The sequence below is a fragment of the Deltaproteobacteria bacterium genome, assembly GCA_016208165.1.
In the GTDB taxonomy this organism is placed as follows: domain Bacteria; phylum Desulfobacterota; class Desulfarculia; order JACQYL01; family JACQYL01; genus JACQYL01.
On sequence record JACQYL010000079.1, the window covers coordinates 15,637 to 39,696 of the forward strand.

At 55.7% G+C, this 24,060-nt stretch carries 17 protein-coding genes and 1 riboswitch; of the genes, 16 read left to right on the forward strand and 1 reads right to left on the reverse strand.

Annotated elements, in window-relative coordinates; translation table 11 throughout:
• Nucleotides 1-147: 147 nt before the first annotated feature.
• Nucleotides 148-939 (reverse strand): IclR family transcriptional regulator, encoded by a 792-nt coding sequence (locus tag HY788_15890; protein ID MBI4775623.1) that lies wholly within the window; start codon nt 937-939, stop codon nt 148-150.
• 271 nt (nt 940-1,210) lie between these two features.
• Here HY788_15890 and HY788_15895 point away from each other — a divergent pair, with 271 nt between their 5' ends.
• From HY788_15895 to HY788_15970, 16 genes are all read left to right on the forward strand, one after another.
• The gene (locus tag HY788_15895; protein ID MBI4775624.1) at nt 1,211-2,188 is read left to right on the forward strand and encodes an FAD binding domain-containing protein; all 978 of its coding nucleotides are present in this window, start codon (nt 1,211-1,213) and stop codon (nt 2,186-2,188) included.
• Nucleotides 2,185-2,661, forward strand: coding sequence for a (2Fe-2S)-binding protein (locus HY788_15900; GenBank protein MBI4775625.1), 477 nt, complete (start codon nt 2,185-2,187; stop codon nt 2,659-2,661). Before HY788_15895 ends, HY788_15900 begins: the two co-directional genes overlap by 4 nt.
• Nucleotides 2,662-4,941 (forward strand): molybdopterin-dependent oxidoreductase, encoded by a 2,280-nt coding sequence (locus HY788_15905; GenBank protein MBI4775626.1) that lies wholly within the window; start codon nt 2,662-2,664, stop codon nt 4,939-4,941.
• Between the two features lie 421 nt (nt 4,942-5,362).
• Entirely contained in the window at nt 5,363-6,835 is a 1,473-nt protein-coding gene (locus tag HY788_15910; GenBank protein MBI4775627.1) for a PAS domain S-box protein, read from the forward strand.
• Complete coding sequence (locus tag HY788_15915) at nt 6,835-8,139, forward strand: sigma-54-dependent Fis family transcriptional regulator (GenBank protein MBI4775628.1); 1,305 nt, start codon at nt 6,835-6,837, stop codon at nt 8,137-8,139. The genes HY788_15910 and HY788_15915 overlap by 1 nt, the downstream gene beginning before the upstream one ends.
• 784 nt (nt 8,140-8,923) lie before the next feature.
• Nucleotides 8,924-10,264 (forward strand): AMP-binding protein, encoded by a 1,341-nt coding sequence (locus tag HY788_15920; protein ID MBI4775629.1) that lies wholly within the window; start codon nt 8,924-8,926, stop codon nt 10,262-10,264.
• Between the two features lie 44 nt (nt 10,265-10,308).
• Entirely contained in the window at nt 10,309-11,091 is a 783-nt protein-coding gene (locus HY788_15925) for a hypothetical protein (GenBank protein ID MBI4775630.1), read from the forward strand.
• A 181-nt stretch (nt 11,092-11,272) separates the two neighbouring features.
• Nucleotides 11,273-11,704, forward strand: coding sequence for a Zn-ribbon domain-containing OB-fold protein (locus HY788_15930; GenBank protein MBI4775631.1), 432 nt, complete (start codon nt 11,273-11,275; stop codon nt 11,702-11,704).
• Between the two features lie 18 nt (nt 11,705-11,722).
• Nucleotides 11,723-12,904 (forward strand): thiolase family protein, encoded by a 1,182-nt coding sequence (locus tag HY788_15935; protein MBI4775632.1) that lies wholly within the window; start codon nt 11,723-11,725, stop codon nt 12,902-12,904.
• A 497-nt stretch (nt 12,905-13,401) separates the two neighbouring features.
• Nucleotides 13,402-14,187 (forward strand): hypothetical protein, encoded by a 786-nt coding sequence (locus HY788_15940; protein ID MBI4775633.1) that lies wholly within the window; start codon nt 13,402-13,404, stop codon nt 14,185-14,187.
• Between the two features lies 1 nt (nt 14,188).
• The gene (locus HY788_15945) at nt 14,189-15,028 is read left to right on the forward strand and encodes a hypothetical protein (protein MBI4775634.1); all 840 of its coding nucleotides are present in this window, start codon (nt 14,189-14,191) and stop codon (nt 15,026-15,028) included.
• Between the two features lie 348 nt (nt 15,029-15,376).
• Nucleotides 15,377-16,531 (forward strand): acyl-CoA dehydrogenase family protein, encoded by a 1,155-nt coding sequence (locus HY788_15950; protein ID MBI4775635.1) that lies wholly within the window; start codon nt 15,377-15,379, stop codon nt 16,529-16,531.
• Nucleotides 16,532-17,512: 981 nt separating this feature from the next.
• A riboswitch (cyclic di-GMP riboswitch) is annotated at nt 17,513-17,587 on the forward strand.
• 204 nt (nt 17,588-17,791) lie between these two features.
• Nucleotides 17,792-18,793, forward strand: coding sequence for a hypothetical protein (locus tag HY788_15955; GenBank protein ID MBI4775636.1), 1,002 nt, complete (start codon nt 17,792-17,794; stop codon nt 18,791-18,793).
• Between the two features lie 157 nt (nt 18,794-18,950).
• Nucleotides 18,951-21,890: a patatin-like protein gene (locus HY788_15960; protein MBI4775637.1), complete on the forward strand. Its 2,940-nt coding sequence runs from the start codon at nt 18,951-18,953 to the stop codon at nt 21,888-21,890.
• A gap of 78 nt (nt 21,891-21,968) precedes the next feature.
• Complete coding sequence (locus HY788_15965) at nt 21,969-22,688, forward strand: tail fiber protein (GenBank protein MBI4775638.1); 720 nt, start codon at nt 21,969-21,971, stop codon at nt 22,686-22,688.
• Between the two features lie 505 nt (nt 22,689-23,193).
• Nucleotides 23,194-23,811 carry a hypothetical protein gene (locus HY788_15970; protein MBI4775639.1) on the forward strand — a complete coding sequence of 206 codons (618 nt, stop codon included), beginning with the start codon at nt 23,194-23,196 and terminating at the stop codon, nt 23,809-23,811.
• The last annotated feature ends 249 nt before the right edge of the window (nt 23,812-24,060 follow it).

Sequence of the window (24,060 nt, forward strand, 5' to 3'; positions counted from 1 at the left end):
CGATACTCAAGCCCCTTTCATGGATATTTGCCAAATAATGCACGTCTAATTGAAAAATGGACTTTGCTGCGTCGATTGATGCGAATGGCCTGCAGGGGGCAATTGGTGGCGCAATTCTCGCATACCCGGCACTTGGCCGGTTCCGGCCTACATCTTCGAGTATCCCAAATCGGTGGAGATCGTTGCGCATGTCTGCTTGACCAGAGCAACAATCCGGTCCACATCCTTATTCAGATCGCGTTGACCCAAAGGCAGAGCCGTGCCGAGGGCCGCCACGACCCGGCGGGTATAATCCCGTATGGGGGCCGCGATACCGATAATGCCTTCGACTGTTTCCTCCTTTTCCACCACGTATCCCTGATCGCGAATCTGCTCCAGCCGCGCGGTGAAGGTTTCTTCATCCGTGATGGAGAAGGGCGTGTACGGCTGCAGGGGCTCTTCGCTTAAGATCTGTTTCACGTTTTCAGGGTCGAGGTTCGCCATCAATACCATCCCCAACATGCCGTAGTGCAAGGGACGACTCCACCCGATGTCCGAAGAAATCCGGATCATTCCTACGCCTTCGCGTTTATCGATGTACACCAGCCGGTTGTCCTGTCTAATTGCCAGGAGAACGCACGTGCCGGCTTCACTTTGAAGGTCGGTCATCGGATGCGCGGCTGCGCGGCGCAAGGAGAAGGAGGAAAAGACAATGCCGCCCAACTCGAAAAGGCGGATCCCGAGCTGATAGATTTTAGTCCGGGCGTCGAACTGAAGATATCCGCGGCCGGTGAGATTGGCGGTCAACCGTTTGGCGGTGGTCATGTTGAGCCCGGTGCGACGCACCAGATCGGACAGGGTCAATTCCTTGTTCTGAAAGTCGAAGCAGTCCAGAATATCGAGGGCGCGCTCGAGTGCCTGTACCCGGTAAATCGAATCTCTGAGCGCATGTTGTTTCATAGGAGGAATCCTTTCAAAGTCAGGAGGGGTAGTTCGTGGTACGTCTTAAACTCAATGGAAAAAACGATGTTGCGGCCCGTCCGGCGAAGTCGGAATCGAAACAGTTTTCCGTTGACAGCGGTAGTTCCATCATACTAAACTATGATTCTGAAATATACTTTCATATCGTGAAAGTATAGGCAAGCTTTATTTACCGTCCTTTTTGGATTCTTTCCTTCGAGGCTCCCGCCAAATGGGTAATGCGTCATGACTCAACAACAGGAGGGCCGCTGTGAGATTACCGAAATTCGAGTACTTCGAGCCAAGAGACCTTAAAGAAGCCCTCTCCTTATTACGAGACGAACCCTCCGCCAAGATACTGGCCGGGGGAACCGATCTCCTGGTCAACATGAAGCACAGAGTCGAATGCCCCCAGACCATCGTCAACATCAAGCGGATTGAAGGTCTGGACCGCATCGAGCAGGATCATCGGGGAGTGCGAATCGGCGCCCTGACTACGCTCAAACGCCTTTACTCCACGCCCCTGATCGCGGAAAAACTGCCGGGTCTGGCCGAAGCCGCCGCAGCGGTGGGATCTTACCACCATCAGGTCATGGGCACCGTGGCGGGAAACCTCTGCCAACAAAACCGCTGCAAGTTCTATAATCAATCCAAGCAATGGCGAAGCTCCAGGCCCACCTGCTACAAGGCCGGAGGCGAGATCTGTCACGTGCTGAACAAAAAAGAGGTCTGCTATTCGAGCTATTGCGGAGACCTGGCCCCAGTGCTTCTCGTACTGAATGCCCGTCTCGTACTGACCGGTCCCGAGGATAGAAGAGAAATGGCCCTGGAAGCGTTTTATTCCGGTGATGGAAAAGCTCCTCTCGGTTTCAATCCGGGAGAGATTTTGACTGAGATCATCGTACCGAAGGACGCAGCGGAAGGGGGATCCTGTTATACCAAATTCGCCAACCGGGAAAGCATCGATTTCCCCATCGTGGGAGCCGCGTCCTGGGCATCGGCGGAACGCAAGGAATGCCGGGTTGCCTTCACTGCGGTAGATCGAAAACCCCTCAGGGCGAACCAAGTCGAGGCTTTCCTGAATGGGAAAGACCTGACCGAGCAGACGGTAAACGAGGCCGCTGGCCTCGCTTCGAAAGCGGCCGGCCCGGTCAAAACGTCCGTGTATTCGCCCTCGTTTAAGCGCAGGATGATGGGATTGTTGTTGCAGGATACTGTCGGTCAGGCTGTGAGGAGGTCACACTCATGAAACGTATTATAGAACTCAACATCAATGGAGATGCCTACGAACTGCTTGTGTCCCCGAACCATACGCTGCTCGAGGTCCTGAGAGACAAACTGGGTCTCATGGGAACCAAGCGAGGGTGCGACTTGGGCGCCTGCGGAGCCTGCACGGTGCTCGTTGACGGAGAGGCCTATCTGTCCTGCCTGATGCTGGCGGTCGACGCGGCCGGAAGAAAAATCACCACCATCGAGGGATTGGCGGAAGGCGGGGACTTGCATCCGTTGCAGAGAGCCTTTGTGGATAAAGGCGGACTTCAATGCGGTTTTTGTACACCCGGAATGATCTTGACCGCCAAGGCCATCCTGGATGAAGAAGAGCATCCTACCGAGGCGGTAATAAAGAAGAAAATGGCGGGCAACCTTTGCCGGTGCACCGGGTACAAGAAGGTCGTCGAGGCCGTGATGAGTGTCACGGAGCCGGCGGGAAAGGAGGGCTAGATGGAACGGGAATTACATGTTGTCGGCGCGCGTTTGCCCATGCTGGATGCTGCCCAGAAAGTGAAAGGGGCCGCTCTGTTTACGGATGATCTAGTGCTTCCGGGCATGCTCCACGGCAAAATCCTGAGAAGTCCGCTTCCTCATGCCAGAATTCTAAACATCGACACCTCCGCGGCGGAAAAACTTCCGGGCGTAAAAGGGGTGGTAACGGGCAAGGAGATCCCTGACCGGCAGTATGGAATCGTGCCCATGGCCAAGGATGAATATGCACTGGCCAAGGATAAGGTCCGCTATATCGGAGATGACGTGGCGGCCGTCTGCGCCGTGGATTCCGAGATCGCGGAAGAGGCCATCGAGCTGATCAAGGTGGACTACGAGGAACTGCCGGCCGTATTCGACCCCCTGAAAGCCAGGGAAGAGTCTGCTCCCGTGATTCACGAGGGCATCAAGTACAACACCTCCTTTGCCATCCGGAAAGAGTTCGGCGATGTGGAAAAAGCCTTTGCGGAGTCGGACGCTGTTTTTGAGGATATGTTCTATTCCCAAGCGGTGAATCACGCACCCCTCGAGCCTCATTCCGCGCTGGCCCAGTTCGATCCGCTCAACGGAGATCTCACGGTCTGGTCTTCCACTCAGATCCCGTTTTTTCTGAGAAGAAACCTGTCGAATACTCTTCAAATTCCGGAAAGAAAAGTGCGCGTCATCAAACCCAAGGTGGGTGGAGGGTTCGGGCAGAAGATCGATATGTTTGCAAAGGATTTCTGCGCCGCCTGGTTCGCGATTCGTCTCGGCAAGCCGGTGAAGTTTACGTACGATCGGGAGGAAGTGTTCATCTCGACCCGGCAGAGACACCCGATGTATATCACGGTGAAAACCGGCGTAAAGAAGGACGGCACCATCCTGGGACAGAAGTTTCAGGCGTTTGCGGACGGCGGCGCGTACAACAGCACCGCTCCTACAATGATTGCCCTGTCCTGTTTTTTCCTCATGATTCCCTATCGAGTACCGAATCTGATTTATGAAGGCGCTCATGTCTACACGAACAAACCGGTGGGCGGCGCCATGCGCGGACACGGTATTCCCCAGGCCCGATTCGCCGTGGAACGGCAGTTGGATATGATTGCGGAGCGTATTGGCGTCGATCCCGTCGAGATCCGAATCAAGAACAGCATTCATGCGGGGGAACCGCATTCGGGCGGGTTTGTCATTCACACGTGCGGTTTTGCGGAATCGGTCCAAAAGGCCGCCGCCGCCATCGGATGGAAGGAAAAGCGGGGCAAACTGCCTCCCGGCCGGGGCGTGGGTGTGGCCGGCGCTTCTTTTCCCAGCGGGGTCAGCAACATGAGCCACATCAGCTCCGGCGCCGTGGTTCAACTGGGCCGGGATGGAGCGGTCAACGTACTTTCCGGTGCCGCGGACATAGGACAGGGAGCGGAAACCGTGATCAGCCAGATCGTGGCTGAAGAACTCGGGGTGCCCCTCGAGGATATTCGGATAACCGCAGCGGACACGGGCATAACGCCTCTGGACCCCGGCACGTTTGGAAGCGGGGTCACGGTCAGGGCGGGAAACGCGGCGCGGCTGGCCGCCATCGCCGTGAGGCAAAAGCTGTTCCATCTGGTGGCCGATAAGCTGGAAGCCAATGTGGCCGATCTCGAGGCCAAAAACCGGAAAATCTCGGTAAAGGGTTCGCCCGACAAAGGCATGACGTTGGACGAGGCCCTGAAGACCTATCAATACGAGGATCTTCCTATGCCCATTGTAGGCAGGAGTTCGTGGATGGCGCCGGCCTCGGAACCCACCACGTTGTTCCAGCAGGATGGAAATTTCGCACCCAACTACTCGTTTATGACGCAGGCCGCTGAGGTCGACGTGGATCTTCACACGGGCAAAGTGAAGCTCTTGAAGATGGTGACGGCTCATGACTGCGGCCGGGCCATCAATCCGATGCTCGTCGAAGGCCAACTCGAAGGGTCCGTGGTGGGCGGCATGGGACAGGCTCTGTATGAGCATGTGATCGTAGAGAATGGACAGGTCATGAATCCGTCGTTTCTGGACTATGGTTTTCCCACCTTTATGGAAATGCCGGTCATCGAAGCGATCGAAGTGGAGACCGACGATCCCATCGGTCCCTTTGGGGCCAAAGAATCGGGTGAAGGCACCCAGCTGTCCCCGGCGCCGGCCATAGCGAACGCGATTTACGACGCCATTGGCGTGGATTTTATGGAACTTCCCATCACTCCGGAAAGAATCCTGGATGCCCTGGAAGAGAAATCGTAGGCATACAGGGGGGAACTTTTGAAAAAGTTCCCCCCTGTACCCCCCCTCAAACCTTTCAGGCGGGCCTCACTGCCTTCGGTGGAGAGTCTGGGAAAGATGACGGTCGGAGGTACGCATGTGCGCGAACCTGAAAGACCATAGGATTTACCTTCCAGTGATTCTGTAAATGCCCACAAGAAGCAAACGAGGCGAAGAACAGATAAGCGAATGCCTTCCTACCGATGATGTCCCTGTGACCGACGGTAGATGACCTCGGCTTTGAAAGTTCGTCTCAAATCATATAATAATGCCATTCTTAGTAGGGGCGGTTCGCGAACCGCCCCTACCGCTCATCCGGCAACACACGCAGCGTCAATATGCAAGAACAGGTGGGTCGGAAAGACCAACCGACCGCTTCGATGTTGGGAGGTAAAGAAATCCCATGCCTGACATGGCTCCCAAAACGATGAAACAGCGCCTTCAGCTATTGGAGGACATATTCGAGAATATCCCTGTCGGGATTATCGTGATCGACTCGAGCGGCAAGGTGCTTATGATGAATCGCCGGCAGGAGAAGATATCGAGGGTCAGCCGTGACCAGGTGCTGGGAGGCTATTTCCACGAGAAATGGGAGCGTCTGTTCGACCAGGGAATTATGAGCGAATACTGGCATCTGCTCCGCGATCGGAAACCGTTCCAGTTGATCGTTCACGAGGTCTATCCTCAATTCTACGACCAGAAAATATCGGCCATCTCGAGGGGCGCCCCTTTGTCCGATCACAGCGGATTCGTTCTGCTGCATGAGGTTTCACCTGAAATCCAGCGCGATCGTCGAGGACTCCAGCAACTGTCCACGGAGCTGGAAGCTTCACGAAATTTTCTTCGCAACCTGATCGATTCGTCCCCAAACGTGGTGATCACCACGGAAGAAACGGGCGCCGTTACGTCACTCAATCGAACGGGGTCCATGGTTTTCCTCTATCGTGAAACCGATCTCCTGGGAAAACATATATCCACGCTCTTTGAAGACCCGAACGAGTTCGAGCGGGTTGCCGCTATTGCATCCATGGGACGCGGTCAGGAGGTGCGTTGCATCAAAAAGGACGGTACGCCTTTCCCTGCCCGGATGCAGATGCGAAACATCGAAGGGGATGAATCTCGGGCAAAGCTGCTGCTGTTTGTCGACCTCAGCCGGGAAAAGAGCATGGAGGAACGACTCGCTTTGTCGGAGAAGCTGGCCGTCTATTCCGAACTGACGGCCGGTATCGCCCATCAACTGAACAATCCCCTGGTCGGGGTGGCGAATTTTGCGGGTCTGCTGAAAGCGCAAACACCCCGGGACGACCCGAGTTGGGAGCTGATCGATACGATCTACGAGGCCGCTCAGAAGTGTCGGACCCTATTGTCTTCCATGATTCGGAACTTGCGGGAAGCCGGGACGGATTTCTATCCCCTGGATCTGCGGGAAGTGCTGGCCGGCGCCCTCGAGGACGCGCGCCGTCAGGAAAAGCAGGCCGACTCGATCGTTCATGTCTCCGAGAGTTGGCCAGAAACCCCGGCGATGATCCGCGGCGATGCCCTGCAGCTCCGGGAAGCGTTCAAGAACATCCTGGTCAATGCGTTTCAGGCCATGCCGGAAGGTGGCGATCTGTCCATGGTTATTGACCCGAATCCTTCCAGGGGTGACGTACGGATCCGGATTGCGGACACGGGCGAGGGCATTCCCGAGGCCAACCGGGAAAAGGTCTTCCATCCTTTTTTCACCACGAAAAAAAACACGGGCGGGGGATTAGGCCTGAGTTTTGCATTTCGAGTCATCCAAAATCACTCCGGACGCATCGACGTTCGATCCGGTTCCGGTCAGGGAACCACGTTCACCGTGGTGCTGCCCTATCCGGCCGAGGATGGGTCTTGATGAAAACCCGATATGACAACATGGCGCCAACCGTTCTGGTGGTGGACGACGAGGCTTTCGCCAGGCGCTTTTTCGAGACGATTCTGGAGCAGGAGGGGTACGCCTGCCGCACGGCGGAAACAGCCGCCCAATGCAGGAAATACCTCGAATCCGAAGGTCCTCCGGACCTGCTCGTCCTCGACGTACGATTGCCGGACGGAAACGCCGTGAACGCCATGAAGCTGGGGGCCTTTGATTTCATTACCAAACCGTTCGAGGACGCTAACAAGGTCAAGATTTCCATCAAGAACGCCGTAGCCCACCGCCGTCTTGCCCTCGAGAACCGTCAACTGCGGACGCAACTCCAATCCCGAAGCGTGTTCCAAAACATGGTGGGCGAATCCAAATGCATGCAGCGGGTGTTCGAACTCATCGAGAAATCGGCCCGGGTCGGAAGCCATATTCTCATCGAAGGGGAGAGCGGAACGGGCAAGGATCTGGTGGCCGAGGCCATCCACAATCTGAGCGAGCAACGGGACGGCCGGTTCGTGCCGGTCAACTGCGCCGCCCTTTCCGAATCGCTGCTCGAGAGCGCGCTGTTCGGATATGAAAAAGGCGCTTTCACGGGCGCTCAAAGGACGACCCCCGGCTTTTTCGAGGAGGCTTCGGGGGGTACGCTGTTTCTGGATGAGATCGGCGACGCGTCTTTAGGCGTTCAGGCCAAGATACTGAGGGCCGTGGAAGAGGGCGCCATTTACCGCGTGGGACGAACAAAGCCCATTTCCGTCAACGCGCGCCTGATTTTCGCTACTCATAAGGACCTGAGCAAGGAGGTGGCGGAAGGGCGCTTCCGGCAGGACCTGTACTATCGGATCAACATCATCAAAATCCACCTGCCTCCGCTGCGGGAACGGAAAGAAGACATCCCTCTGCTCGTGCAGCGGTTTATGGAAAGGTACGCTTCGGAAACAGGTGTGTCCAAAAAAGGATTCGAGAACGGGGCCACGTCCTACCTGATGCAACGCGATTGGCCGGGAAACGTGCGTGAGCTGAAGAATTTCGTCGAACGGGTGATGGCCTTGCATCCTCACGAAACCGTGACACGGGAAGACCTGAGACCCTACGGGGAAGAAGATTCTCTTCGCGCCATGATGGGGATCGAGTCTTTGGACTTCGACGAAGCCAGGGAGCGCTTCGAACAGGCCTATTTCGAAACCCTGATCGCCAAAGCCAAAGGAGACCTTTCGCTGGCGGCCGAATACAGCGGAAAACACGTGGCCACCATCTATCGTAAGATCAAAGCCCTGGGGATAAAGATGAAGTGAGTTGGAAGATCCGGGGGAACCTTTTGAAAAAGGTTCCCCCGGACCCCTTCCAAAACGTTTCGAGCGGGTCGCGTCGCTGGCGCGCCGCGACCGGGGTCAGGGTTCTTTGGGAAGACGCCAATATAGTGAACTGCAGTCGGCAAGTAAAAGCATCATGAATATATCAAATCGGCAAATGCAATATGGCATAATTATGGGCTCCTCGTTCCCAAGTTGTACTTGGGAACGAGACATTGTAGCCGTTTAGAGCGGAAGCAGCGGTTCTCCTGCAGCAGGGGCGCGGCGTACAGCCTATAATTGCGCCACATGGCTCAATTATGGGCGGGACCCGGACCCTTTCCAAAGCGTTTTATACGGTTTGCGCCGCTTGCGCTGCGCAAACGGAGTGAGCTCGTCGGCATGAAAGTGGACCTGCCCACCGAATGAAATTGACTGTTTTTTTCAAATCTTTCGCGTTGACTCGATCGCTGGCGGAGCCATCCGCAAAAGTGCGAAAATTTCGCACCCAATCCCAATAACAAGCTGTCTTGCCCGCCGCAAGCGCGTATCAACCGTTTCGCAGGACTGCGTAAAACGTTCGCATTTGCGCGAAAACGCGTTCGGTCCGGCCATCGCCTTTCATTCTCCATTTTTTGTAACCCATTTAAATCATAGATTATACGAATAAGGCGGCGTCCCGATGCCGGCGTCGGAGTTGGCACGACTCTTGGTATATAACTCCCCAAGCGCGCGCAACAACGACTTCCACATGATCCCGCTTTGCTGAAGAAACCGAGGGAAGCTTATGAACGTGGACCAACCGTATTTCAACATGGAGGTGGAACCGCAGCTCAACACGCCCCGGATGCGCGAGCTGCAGTGGAGCAAATTGAAGGAGGCGCTCCGTTTCTTTTACGACAAGGTGCCCTTCGAGCGGCGGCGCATGGACCGGGCCGGGGTGCGTCCCGAGGACATCCATTCCTTTGACGATTTCGCCCGCGCCATACCGCACATTGGACAGGCCGACTATCGCGACGCCATGTCCGAAGGAGGATTGGACCTGCCCAAAGTGTACACGGATCTGTTCGGCGAGGAACGATTCAAAGACCTGTTCCTGCTTACGTCCACGTCCGGAACCACGGGCATTCCGACTCCCTACCCGTTATTCAAGTCAGGGCTCGACCGGGTGGCCGACATCTTTGGACGCATGGGATGGCGCGTGGGCATGAGACCCGGCGACCGTCTGGCCCTCTGTTTCGGCCTCAGCATGCACGCGGCGGGCACGCCGCAGATGTTCTGGTTCCGCACCCTGCCCGGATTGACCATTATTCCCATGGGCGCGGAGGCGGGCGCCGAAAGGCTGCTCAACTTCTTCAAGGTCTTCAAGCCCACCATATTCACCGGCACGCCCTCTCTCGCGCTTCACTTGGTGGAACGCGCCCCGGAAGTCCTCGGGCATGGCGTCGGGGAACTGGGCATCCGGATTCTGTTTTGCGGCGGCGAACCGGGCGCCGGTATTCCCGAGGTGCGCCAACGCCTCGAGGGGGAATACCGGGCCAGGCTGTTCGACGTGGGCGCAGGCTATGGATGCTCGTGCGAACATCCAATCTACCAGGGCATGCACTGGGTGGCGGACGACTACTGCTATTACGAACTGGTGGATCCGGAAACCTTCCAGCCGGTCCCCTTCGAGAACGGGGCCACGGGTCTGGCCGTGTTCACGCCCCTCGAACCGCAATACGGACATTTCTTTTTCAGCCTGCGATACACGCTGATGGACATCCATCAGGTATTCACGGACACCTGCGCCTGCGGCAAGTCGGGCTTCCGGTACAAGATCGTGGGGCGCGCCGACGACATGCTCAAAGTCAAGGGCGTACCCGTCTATCCCGCCGGCATCCAGGGCGTCATCCACACGTTCATTCCGCGGGTGACCGGGGCTTTCAAGGTTCTTCTGGACGAGCCGCCTCCGCGTGTGGTTCCTCCATTAAAGCTCAAGATCGAGCACAGTGAAAACGTTACGGAGAGCGATCTGCCGGGTCTTGAGAAAGAGCTGCGGCCCTCCATCACCTGGGTAAAGCCGAACTCCATCGAACGATCGACGAAGAAAACGAAGTTCATCGAGGCGCTGTACGAGAAGAAGTAGCTCCCAATATCCGTTCTTATTAACTCTTAATTTTGGAGGAAAAAATGGCGGAAAGACTTTTCACCCAAGCGGAACTCGAGGAATTCTCCAAAGACTTCATGGGCTTGACGATGGAGGCCTTGGAGAAAGGCGACATTGAAAAGGCGAATCAATGGATACGAAGGCACGACGGAACCAAGGATGCTATTCATGACCTCTATCTACACTGGATTACGGCCCTGCTTTCCCATATTTATGATAACTGGGGGGAAGACGCCGCCGTCAAGGCGGTCAAGGATACGGCCTGTCACGGGCAATCGGGCTGGGCCCTCCCCATTATGAAAGTCAAAGAACAGATTATGCAGGAAAAGGGGCTTAAAGGATATATCGAGTGGATTGTAGACCTTTGGAGACAACATAGCATGTATCCTGGAACCACGTTCGAAGAGGACGACGAGAAGATCATCCTGACCATGAAACAGTGCGGCAGCGGCGGCCGATTGATCAACATGGGCGCCTACGACGGACCATTCGGGTACCGGAAGCTGAAAAAGGCCGGGCCCCACACCTGGGGAGAGGAGAATCTGCCGGTCTATTGTTCCCACTGCCCCTGGGTGCACGAGATCGCTCCGTTGTTTTACGGCGGGCCCGGAGCGCAATTGTGGGTGCACGCGTCTCCGTTCCCGAAAAAGCCCGGCGATCCGTGCATCTATCACATCTACAAGGATCCGGACAAGATTCCGGACAAGTACTACGAGCGCATCGGCATGACGCGCCAGGGGAAAGCGTTGCCGCCCACCTGTGGCGTTGCGCCGGACAAGGACGCGGCTTCCACCTGGACCAAGTAGTTGTGTGCCGGCCTCGGCTTGCATACACTCGTTAACGGAACTCACACGACACAGTGAGCCGCTCCGCCGAAGGCGGTGCGGCCGTGTATAGGGAGCCCGAGTCCCGCCTCCGGCGGGATGTTCAGAGTTTCCCTCAGTACAACACAATACACACCGTTTCTGCACCCAAGGAAGACACGACATGGGAAACCAACCCAAAAAGACGGCGGAAGGGCTGTTTGAACTCCCGGACGGGGACCTCGACAAGGGCTATCTGCTGGGCTCGAAATGCGCTCACTGCGGAATGGTATCCTTCCCCAAACGCAAGATCTGTCCGAGTTGTCTAGCGGACGACGGCATCGAAGAAATCCCCCTCAGCAAGCGGGGCAAGCTCTTTTCCTTTTCGATCAACCAGATGGCTCCCGAGGGGTTCAAAGCGCCCTACGTCATGGGCAAGGTCGACCTGCCGGAACAGGTGCGCATTTTTGCCGTGATTACCGGTTGCCCTCCGGAAGAGGACGCGTTGAGCATCGGCATGGACATGGAAATGGCTTTCGAACCCGTGTATCGGGGCAAGAACGGCGAGCCGCTGGTGGGGTATACCTTTCGACCCGCAGGTCGCGCGACGAAATAAACCGGGAAGGAATCAGATATGGGTAAACCGGCAAGAAACGTAGCCGTCATCGGCATAGGCATGACGAAGTTCGGCAAGCATCCCGAGCTGTCGCTCAAGGACCTGGCCCGGGAAGCCGGCTGGGCGGCCATCCGCGACGCGGGCGTCGATCCCCGGAACATCGAAGTGATCTACTGCGGCAATTCGGTCGAAGGGCTGCTGTCCGGGCAGGAAGACGTTCGCGGACAAGTGGTCATGCGGGAGATGGGCCTGGCGGGCAAGGCGGTCATCAATACGCCCAATGCCTGTGCGTCGTCTTCCACCTCGTTTCGCGAGGCCTGGCTCGCCGTGGCGTCGGGAGTGTACGATATCGCCCTGGCCGTGGGTTTCGAAAAGCTGTACATCGATGACACCGCCAAAACCACCAGGGCCCTGGCTTCGTGCACGGACGTGATGACAGAAGGCAATATGGGCGTGTTCTTTCCGGGCATGTACGCCATGGAAGCCAAACGCTACATGCACGACACGGGCTGCACCCGGGAACACCTGGCCAAGGTGGCCGTGAAGAACCACCGGAACGGTTGCCTCAATCCGCACGCACAGATCCGGCATGAGGTCACTATCGAGGAGGTGTTGAACTCGAAACTCATCGCCGACCCGCTGACCCTGTACATGTGTTCGCCCATCGGCGACGGCGGGGCCGCCGCCATTCTGTGCGCCGGCGACATCGCCGCCCAATACCGGTCGGACCCCGTGTTCATTGCGAGCAGCGGTATGTCTTCCGGAGCGTACCAGGATCTGGCCATCGACCGGCCGTCTCCCACGGCCGTGCAGATGGCCGCTCAGGAAGCCTACGAAATCGCGGGCATCGGCCCCGAGGACATCGACCTGGCGGAATTGCACGACGCTTTCTCCCCGGCGGAGCTGATCTATTTCGAGGAACTGGGCTTTTGTCCCCACGGTGAAGCACCCCGGTACCTGGACGAAGGGCGTACGGAAATCGGCGGCGCCATGCCCATCAATACGAGCGGGGGCCTCGAGTGCAAAGGGCATCCCGTGGGAGCCACCGGCCTGGCCATGATCCACGAAGTGGTGACCCAGCTTCGCGGCCATGCGGGTCCAAGACAGGTCCGGGGCCCTAAAGTGGGCCTCGTGCAGAACGGCGGAGGCCTCATCGGAGGCGACGCCGCCGCCATGTGCGTGCATATTCTGAAAATATGAAATCGCAGAGTATTCGGGGAACCCTTTTGAAAAAAGGTTCCCCGAGCCCCTCCCAAAACGTTTTACGTTGGGTCACCCCGCGTGCCGCGGGGAGACCTGGGGCAAGGTCGGATCTCCGGGGAGTGGATGACGAGGCCTGTAGGTTGGGTTGAGGTACGAAACCCAACAAATAGGCCCGTATCGCAAGGAATCACCGGGGCGTCGCCACGGGCGGCATGTAGGGGCGAATTGCCATTCGCCCCCTCGAAGGCGTAAGGCGCGTAGGCATGTAGGTTGGGTTGAGCATCGCGAAACCCAACAAATGGTCCGCGGATGCGCCCGTGTTGCAGGGAATGACCGGGGATTGTGATCGGTGACATGTAGGGGCGAATCGTGATTCGCCCCTCCGAAAACATAAGGCACAAGGTTGGGTTGAGGAACGAAACCCAACAAATAGGTCCGGATACGTTGGGTTACGCTCGCTGCGCTCGCTAACCCAACAACCAAAGGAGGGTACTATGGAGAAGTACGATCAGTTGCGAGGCGAGGAGTATGTCAACGACTGGCCGCGACACTCCGCTCAGGACTTGCGGCGTCGTGAAGCCACGATATTGGCGGCCAAGTTGTGCATGAACGCGGCGCTGACGGCTCCCGTGGCCGGCGGCGTGCCGCAGGTCGAGGCACATCTGGTGTACGGTCAGGAGGAGCTCGAGAAGGTGGCGCGTAAGATGGAAGAACTGGCCTACACCAACGAACGCTGGAAACAGCGTTTTCTCAACGAAGCCGTCATGGTGCGCGAGTCGGACGTGATCCTGTTCCTGGGGAACTACCGCGCCCACGAAACGCCTCTGGACGCCAATTGCGGTCTGTGCGGCGGAGCCCAGGGCTGCTCGTTTCTCTATACCCGGCGCAAAACCAAGGACGGACTCATCGACATAACGGATCGCCGCAGCGAAACGCCCATCCAGGGCCCGTTGTGCGGGGCCCGGGTCGACGACCTGGGATACGCGTGGGCTTCCGCGGCGTGGATGGCTCAAACGCTTCTGGTGGACGCCCGCCCCTTCATGAGCGTCGGCCTGGCCGGCATGAAACTCGGATACTGTCCCAATTCGGCCATTGTCGTGGGCATGCCCATGGCGACCCTGTCCAAGAACCCGTATCAGGACATCAATATCGATTACCACCTGGTGAACATGGATAAGATGATCGACAACACCCGGAAGAATTTCGTGTGCAACCGGCAGACCGCGTCGGGCATCAATTTCGACTATCGGACCCAATACCCGAAGAAGAAGGAGGAATAGCATGGCCAGAATTCGTGGAATAGAAGCGGCCCGGGAGGGATTACTCCAGGCGGCCAAACTGGCGACGGTCGCGGCCTATCGCGCGCCTCAACTCACGGCCAGGCTGACCCTCAAAACGGAAATCGTCACGGGAGAAGACTTGCGGCCCATTATCGAGTTCTATGGCGAGGTGGCGCCCATTTCTCCGGTCATGTCCTTCGATTACGAGACCATCAAGCATTTCGTGGACAGTGGAGAGGGCATCGCCGTGCTCCTTCTGGGTGCGGACCTGACCGTTTCCGAAATGGGTTGGGATTGCGGAGCCTGCGGATTCGAAAGCTGCGCCGAGTTCAACCGGTACACCAAGGAACACAAGAGTCCAGGCCTGCTGTGGAGCGGTCCCTCGTGCGCGTGGAAAGTCATGGATTTTGCCGCGGCCTGCGATTTCGCGTGCGCGGCCCTGAATCAGTACCGCCTCGACAACCGGGCCATGGGCACCTGCGGCGCCGCGGCGGCGGCCACGGGTTTCCTTCCCGGATCGAGCGCCGTCATCGGCATTCCCATCGGCCCTCCGGGCGAATTGAAATACTACAGCCGTTCCCAGAACATGAAGGCCTTTCCTCACGAGCGGCATCGCGAGTGTCTGATCCGAACGTCTCCCACCAACTGGATGGCTTTCCCGGGCAGTACGCGTCCGCCCATCAAGACGAAGGACAACTGGTGGGAAAACCAGGAGTTCATCAAGTGGGCGCCCCTGTCCGAAGCGGAACTCCAGTTCGTGCAGCAGACCCTGGGAAAAGTTCAGGCCGTGGCCATGAAGCACGCGCCCAATGTGGCTAAATTCTACGAAGACGAAAAGTAGCCACAGGGATCGTTTGCTGGTATAAATATATCCTTTGAGAGGGTATTTGGGGAACCCTTCTGAAGAAGGGTTCCCCGACCCCCTCCCAAGACTTCTAAATTCGGGTCATCCCGCAGGCCGGTGCCGGCCTGCGGGATGACCCGCTGCAATACGCGGTTTCCCCTCGCACGGTCATCATGCTGTGAGCGCCTCCCGCAGGAGCCTGCCGTGAGCTTGCTGAAAGCCGTGAGCCCGTCGAACCGGTCGAAGGGTGGCGCCTGCTTGAAGGGTTTTGAAGGGGGGATCGGGGGGAAACGTTGGAAAAAGTTTCCCCCCGTTGATAAGACGATCACGAAAGCGGACTGGATAATGGATTTCGACCTGACTGAAGAGCATCGCATGATCCGGGAGATGTCCCGGGATTTCGCGGACGAAGTGATCGCGCCCCGGGCCGAAGAGATGGAGCGCACGGGAGCATACCCCTACGACATCTACGCGCGGATGGCCGAACTGGGGATGATGGGCATCCCGTTTCCGGAAACCTGCGGCGGCAGCGGAGGCGACTGGGTCGGCATGCACCTGTGCATCGAGGAGATCGCCCGGGGCGACATCACGGTCGCGGCGTGCCTCGAGGTGACCACCAGCGTGGTGGGCGAGGAACTGTTTGCCTTCGGAACCGAGGAACAGCAGCAGGAGTGGCTCGTTCCCATCGCCCGGGGAACTCAAATCGGCGCCTTCGGCCTGACGGAAGCGGACACGGGCTCGGACGCGGCCTCCCTTCGCACCACGGCCCGAAAAGACGGAGACGAATGGGTCCTGGACGGCGCCAAGCAGTTCATCACCAACATCGGCATGGATACTTCATCCATGGTGATCGTGGCGGCTCGCACCGGGGTCCAGAAAAACGGTTCCCCCGCCATATCCACGTTCATCGTGCCCAAAACCGCGCCCGGATTCAGCTTGGGTAAACGGTACGAGAAAATGGCCTGGCACGCGTCCGCCACCCACGAGATCATTTTGGACCACTGCCGCATCCCGGCCGCCAATCTCTTGGGCGATCCCGAACGGGGATTCGCTCAGCACCTGGCGGCCCTCCAGACCGGCCGCGTCAGCCTGGCCGCCATGTCCATAGGTCTGGCTCAAGCGTGCCTGGACGCGTCCTTGAAATACGCCCAGGAACGCACCCAGTTCGGCAAACCCATTTTCGAGCACCAGGCCGTGTCGTTCAAACTCGCCGACATGGCCGTGTCCATCGAACTCGCCCGCAACCTCATGCTCAAAGCGGCCTGGCTCAAGGATCATAAAAGGAAATACATATTCGAGGCCGCGGCGGCCAAGCTCTACGCTTCCGAAATGGCCGAAAAAGCGGCCAGCGACGCTGTTCAGATCCACGGCGGCTACGGCTGCATGGACGAATACCCCGTGTCCCGCTATTACCGCTCTTCGAAATTCCTCCAGATCGTGGAAGGCACCTCGGAAGTGCAACGCATGATCATCGGGCGGGTTTTAGCAGGAAAGATGTAGATTTCAGCAGGCTGCTGAAAAACGCGATCTGCGGCGTTGCGCTTCATCCTTCGTCACTGCGACGTACTCTACGTACGCCTCATTCCTCTGGACTTGCGCGCCTTGCATCTCATCGTTTTTTATCAACCTGCAACAACCAGGGTTTTTCAACGGACTGTTGGGAGATGTTCGGGAAACCCTTTTGAAAAATCCCGCCGCAGCGGGACTAATCCTTCCCAAAACATTTTGAGTGAGGGTCATCCCGCCGGCCGACGACGGCCTGCAGGATGACCCTAGTGCAGATAGCGCATCCGCGATATGGCCGGACCCTTGAAGGGTGCTCGGTTTCACTGCATCGGGCATTTCCGGTTATATTCAAGTAGAACCGGCCCCCAGGGCCACCTTTTCAGGGTGGCGTGGACAACTCGCTTGTCCACGTTGCGAAGCAACAAGAGGTCCTATCCCGCCGAGCTAAGCTGCAACCTCGTTCGGAACATCCGTAAACCTCTCCTGTAATTTAGAGCCGGTCCCTCGGGGGTGTCGCACCGCGCACGATATCATGATTTCCTCTGCGCCCCGCGCCCCCATACTGTTCAAATAGAAACGGACTTGCGGGGGCACCTCGCCGGGTGGCGCGGACAACTCGTTGTCCGTGCTGTGCAGCAGCAAGAGGCCCTACCCTGCGGATCAAATCACACAACTTGATGGGGTGACATGGGCAGGTCTCGTTTCTCCCTGGCCCCTACGGGATGCTCATCGCTCACCATACTGCTACCTTCCCTTGATCATCCTTGCCCGAAACCCCGAAAGAACACCATCCCCCCAGACCTCCTCTTCGCATTCCCCGTTCCGTTCACTTAGAAACAATGACGACTTCCCGCTTACCCAATCAAAAGTATATGACGATTTTACGCTATTAGTATGACCAATAGACGTTATTGCGCAATTAGATCAGGTATGATAGTATTTATCTCAACGAAATAGGCTTTGACACGATTTTAATCCAGATAAAGCCAAATCCCGAGCGATCAAGAGACGGAAAACCACGGGTCTCATCGAGACAGCCGGGTTGCCTGGAAAAGGGGGAAGGCGGTTTTTTTGTTGGTGGGATGTCATGCCTGAGGGGGTGTGGCGCCTAAGATATCTTGTTTGAGGACGGATCCGAGGCTGCCAAGGCATCATCCTCCCTTTAGGCCTTGGGATCTTTAAAAACCCTGCAGCCAGTGCCAACAATGAATGTCTGTCTAAATTGCGACGGATTTCACAAAGAACGAGCCTTCAATGGATATTGAATTCCACTATTACATATCGTTTATGTTGGCTCAAAGGGCCGGCTTTAATGACGCTGACGCCGAAATTATGGCGTATTCCAATCAGTACGTGGATGACAACACAAGACACTACTATGTGAACTATAAAGATGGAGGTCACTATATCTCCGAGGTTTCACAGACCATGGACATAAGCAAACCATCTCAAAAGCGGCAGACCATCTACCCGCTCTTTCATTTCATACCTGCTTTTCCCGACGAAGTACCGGAAGAACGCGTCATGGAACCGTATGCTCATTCCTTTAACACCGCGCCTAACAGTCGAAACGCACAAAAACTTCTACGTTTGGCCATGGCTTCAGAAAACCCCTATCTCATGGGCGTTGCAACGCACGCGTATGCCGACACATGGTCCCACCAGAGTTTTGTTGGTCTGAAACATCCGTTTAACAGGAAACCCGGCGTTTCCGGATCGATTATACCCAATATCTGTCATGCTGATTTTCTTCACGATCCGGATACGGTGGGGCTGCAATGGGCGGATCCCCGGCTTCGCCATTCGCGGATTGACAATAATGAGCGATTTATGGAGGCGGCGGAGTGCATCTTCAAAGCGTATGGCGAACACAACAAGATGCCCGAAGACAGATTGGACGATGAGTGGAAGACATTGAAACAATTGCTGTCCGCCGCTACGAAACGTGAAACGTTTGAGGATGAACCACCGTCACCCTATCCGACGGGAGTTGAACCGGCTCAAGGCCGCAAGAACGCTTACCTCGATATCTGTCCCGGCATTCCGAACTATGACAAGAAGAGATGGTGGGCTGAAGCCATACATGAGTTGGAATATGAAGATGATATTTTTGACCGCTTTTGGGCCAAGGAAGACTTTGCATCTTCCCACTGGTTCAAGTTTCAGGAAGCGGTTAAGCAGCATCGCGGGAATGCCTTGAACATGTTCGCCGACCTATATAGAACGCTGAACCTTCCCACAAATTGGACGGCATAATACAAAATGGTACGGCGGAGCAGTGATCGAATACTCTTTCCAACATCTCAGAGAGCACCCCAGGAAGATTGGGGGCGATAACCGCGGCCGCTAGAGAAATCCGCGAACCAGCGTTAGGGCGAGTGTAATCGATTTCTGCAAATAGGGGGGAAGATCCGTGGAAGAGGAGGTCAAAGGGAACGAGTCGGTTACGGATGAAGACGCGAGCCGTGAGGTCCGGATCGCACTGGTTCTTTACGGTGGAGTATCACTGGCTGTGTATGAAAACGGGGTCACACGAGCCTTCTTCGACCTGGTGAAAGGAAGAGGGATCTTCAAGCTGATACTCAAGCTCCTCGATGCCAGAGCCGTTGTGGATGTCATAGCCGGGAGTTCTGCAGGCGGAATCAACGGCTTGTTGCTGGCCGCTGCACTTGAGGCCGGGAGCGAATTTGGTAAAACAGCCAAATTGTGGCGGGAACATGGAGATCTGGGCGTACTGATGAGGCCGGTCTCCAAAGCCCAAAACGCCGAGTCGCTTCTCGATGGGGAACACTATTATCAGGAGCGGCTTGAAGAAGCGTTCAAAGAACTCCTGGAAGACGGACAAGCATCGGAGGTAAGCAGCGGGGAGATGGACGTTTTCATCACGGGTACGGACTTGGCGGGACACATCAATACGTGGTGGGATACGCTGGGTCAAGAGATCGAAGATAAGAGCCATCGCGTGGTGTTTCAGCTCAAGTACCGCCCGGGAAGGAGACGTATCGGCCTGAATCCTGAAGAAGGGGCAGACCTGAAAGCAGACGGCGCGCCTTGCTCCAAGAAAGACAAAAGACTGATGGAGAAACAGGCTACCATACTCGCCTCTATTGCGCGAATAACCTCGACCTTTCCTGTCGCCTTTCCTCCATTCCGTCTAGATCAAATCCAGGCGGATCACAGGGAGGAGGTCCAAAAGGCTCTCGAATGGTGTGGCGGGCTCAAAGACCTCCGGAATCTTCAGCACGTCTATGTGGACGGCGGCGTTTTGAACAATAAACCCTTCGGGCCGGTGGTTCGGGCCATATTCTACAGGGTGCCGTACGGCATTGTGGATCGGAGGCTTTTCTATGTCGAGCCGGACCCGGAGCACTTTACTCAGCTCACAAAGCAAGAAGAGGGGAAACTGGGCAACCCGGTCGGCACGGCGCTGGCATCCCTCACCACTATTCCCTCTCATCAGAGTATCTTCGAAGACCTTGATCGATTGCGAGAACACAACGCGCGCATAGGCTGGCTGAAAGGACTTAAAGCGAAGATCGCGGGCCGGCTTGGGAAATCCCAAGATCTGATTGAGGCGCCAGTACAGGAACAGGCTTATTGGGAAACGCGCATCGAAAGCATTGTGCGTTCGCTGCTTCTCGAAATAGACGCCGTGCCCTCCGCTGGCGATCACATAGCGCCGTCAGCGCGGGATCTCTGCGAAGACTTTAGAAATCAACTTATCAGTATCAGAGGAACTCCCCGGGGGGAGGAACAGATTGCAGGCTGCGACATCGACTTCCACCTTCGGCGCGCGTTTCATTTCCTTTACAAAATGTATGACGCCTTTCAAAAAGGGGGTGGAGACCCGGAGAAGACCAAGATAGCTCTGAAGGCGACAAGTCGTATCGTAAAGCTTCTCAAACTTGGTCGTGATCTGCTCTTTAGTCTCCGCGACAACATCTTGCCGGTGCTGGTTCGGTCAGGGAAAGCAGATGCTCTGGATGTTTTGAAACGTTTTCAACGATTCCTTTCTTCGGATAGACCTGCATGGAAGTCTCTGTGCGAGGAACTCTGGAAGGTTCCCCCCTTGTCGGTGCAGGATTTAGGTAATAGGGAAACTGGTCCAATTTCCAGCAGAGCGCTCTCCGAAGCGGCGGAGGCTGCTCGGAGAGAGGACTCAGCCGAAACGAACATGCCGGCCGAGGCAGCGGAGGCAACGTCTACGATACTCCAGGTTATTGAACAGGTACTGAAAAGAGTGGTTTCCGAATGGTGTGGCAGTAACAGCTGTTTTGAACAATTCGAGGCCCTCGACCGGGTCTTTTTCCCTCTTGAGTTCACCTGTGGTATCCATGAATTGGACGAAATCAAATTGGTGCGAATCAGTCCGAGTGACGCAAAAACGGGACTATCGGCCCTTGCTCCGGAAAAGAAAGTAACCGGTGACGATCTCGCTCATTTTGCTGCCTTCTTCCGCCGCGATTGGCGATCCAACGACCTCCTGTGGGGAAGAGTGGACGGGATATGTCAGATAATCTGCTCGCTCCTGGACGACGAAGCTTTCAAAAGGATTTCATCACAAGGCCAAGGGTTAGCCAAACTAATGACTCCAGCATATCTTGATACCATCCTTCAAGACTGCCCCCAAACCGTCCGTCAGCAACTGGATGATGCATGGACATCTTTTCTGACAGAGCTGAACAAAGGCACTGAAACGTCACAGAAAGCTGCATTTAAACAGTTTGGAGAGAAGCTGATTTTGTGCGGACAGCACGAGGCGGTGAATCAGGACCTGAAGGGTTTGTACGAAGACATATACTTTCAAGAGATAAGTTGGGGCACGTGCGGAGCGGACGGCACGCTGGCCGAGGCTGCGAATCCGGTACTCGTGTCGGACAAGGCGAAAAAACTTGCTGCAGAGTCCATGAAAGAAAAGCGGAAGGCGGATCGAGGTGAGTGTTTGAGGGATATGGCCATGGGCTCCCAAACTGTTTTTGGGGAAAACGGTCAGGTACCTATGAAGATTCTCGGTCAGTACATCACTCAGGCGTATGTTGTTCTCTGGGGGATGCTAGAGGGTGCTTTGGGAGGGCCGAGGAATAGATGGAATTTCTTTAGTCATAAGAAGGTCAAACTGGTTCTTCGCTTTCCCGTGCTCCTCATGCATCGCTTGATACGAATGATGAGGAAGGAGAGAAGGATAACCCTATCGCTTCTTGGCGCGTTAACGCTGGTTTTATTTTCTTCAGGTATCACAGGATTTATACTTAATCGTTGGCTTAACCAGTGGTGGTTCCTCCTGCTGCTTGGCCTTTCATTTGTGCCCGTCGTCCTTGGTTATTGGTTTTATCGTCACGGAGAGGCCAAATAAGGGAGGATGTTCGAAATGGGAAAGTGGTCTTCATATTGAGTCCACTTTCGTAGGTGGGAGAAAAGGAGGAACGCCCATATGGTAAAAGAGATTTATGAAAGAATAAAGGCTTATTTGCCGAAAGACTTAATCGGATGGACGATTGCCATCGTGCTATTGCTTATAGCACTATGTGGGGGAGTTTCTGTGTATCGCATAGCAATTGGTGGGGACACACTCGAACTCTGGCCAAAAATCCGATTCGTGGCGACGATAGGTGACGGGAAAAGCAGTATACCGATAGGAACTGTTCTTCCCTACTATGGAACCGTCTCACCTCCAGGATATCTGCTTTGTAATGGTGCCGAGGTCCCGGAGCAATACCAAGAGCTGAAAGGACACTTGACGAATACGAATCCGAAACTTCGTTCCCCTGATGGCAAGGTAATGCTACCGGACCTGCAAGGATACTTTCTCAGAGGGCTGGACCCGCAAGGCAAGGTGGATAAAGAAGGATCATCCCGGATAGTCGGTGATCCAGAGGTTTGCTCAACCGGGAAACCCAAGAATAGAGCTTTCGAAATAAGTCAAAGCGATGCAGAAGAATCTATGCACAGTCATAGACTTTCTGGTCGATTCTTCAAGGACGGAGGAGATAGGGACATCAATTGGCAAGGCGTTGGAGGCAACCGGGGGTATATTAACGGGGAGCAGACAACTGAGAGGGACGGCGCGCACAAACACACTGCCGAGAACTGGGACTCGGAGACGCGCCCAATAAATGTGGCACTTAATTTCATCATTCGGGCAGTTAATTAGCTATGCGGAAAAAGGGGTACAGTGTTGAATTTGCGCGTTTCTTGGTTTCATCATGCAGAATATGTGAACCTCATGCCACGAGAAGCACACATCGATGCGCCGGGGGCGTTGCATCGCATCGCCTGCCGAGGGATCTCGAACGGGGCAGCACCTTCCGTGACGATACCGACAAGACCGGTTTGTTGATCGCCTGGCGGAACGGCGGCTTGAGGCTGCAACGCCTTGTCTTGGCCGGGCCTTGATCCCCCAGTGAGGCGGCGGCGAAGAAACTTGAGCTAAACCGATCGGCGGTGTGAGACGGGCTGTCGGCAGTGGCAGACAGATTGCATCGGATCATGCATTGCCTGTTGAAGACTGGAAGCGCACAAAATCAACCCCCTATTATCCACAATGAAGTGACGTTCCATCACGCTCATACAACAATCTTGGACTATTCTATGTTCAGCGACTGCGTCTGACGGCCTTGTCATGATTCTTGTCGATTAGAAGTGAAAAGGAGGTCATCATGGACGTAAACGAGTTAGTACAGAAGTTGGAAAAGGATTATCTTCTTATCAAGAAAGGAAAGTGGTGGTATTTTCTCGGAGGTGCGTTCACCTTTATGGTGGTTTCCGGCCTGGTTAGCTACGCAGCAGCTATCAACGCACTGGAAAGCAGCACTGCAAAAGCCGTAACCGCGGAGATCGTCAAAATGAAGGACGAGGCAGCCAAAAACATCGAGATAATAAGCGAGATAGCCCTCAACGCAAAGAAATTGGGAGAGCTGCTAACCTCCCTGGAAAATCTTTCAAACGATGTCGCGCAACTAAAGAAGGATGTGGAACAAGGAGATCCGTGGCAAGAATGCGGCAGCGATATCAAAATAGTAACAAAAGAGACCGACAAATACGAATATGGGCTTTTTAGACAAGGCGCCTTTCGAAGAGTAACGGCCAGCGAGTGGAATGGCGGCTGGCGGGTCATGACCGAGCCGTATATGGTGGGTGATTATAGCAGCGATACCCCGGGTCTAAGATTCAAATTGGGAGGAAGTATGTGGATATGGGATACTCCAGACGAAATCGATGACAAGGGGATATTTCACATGTACTACTATGACACCAAGGATGGAATCTTAGGCTAGTGTCTGTCCATAAAGACCCGATTTCGGACTTATAGTTGGGGTCGGGATCGGTGGTTGCCGGCCCCATAGAATGATCTATTGGGTGTGCCGATGCTTTCCGGCTTCATTCGTCAATACAGGCGGCTATGATGACACACGTATCCTGGGATGCTCAATGCACGAGCAGTAACCATGTTTCTCCCGCGGGTTATTCCGCAGTGCTTGGCCTGGCGAGCGTGAGCAGGTTGGCCGAAACGATCGACGCCCACA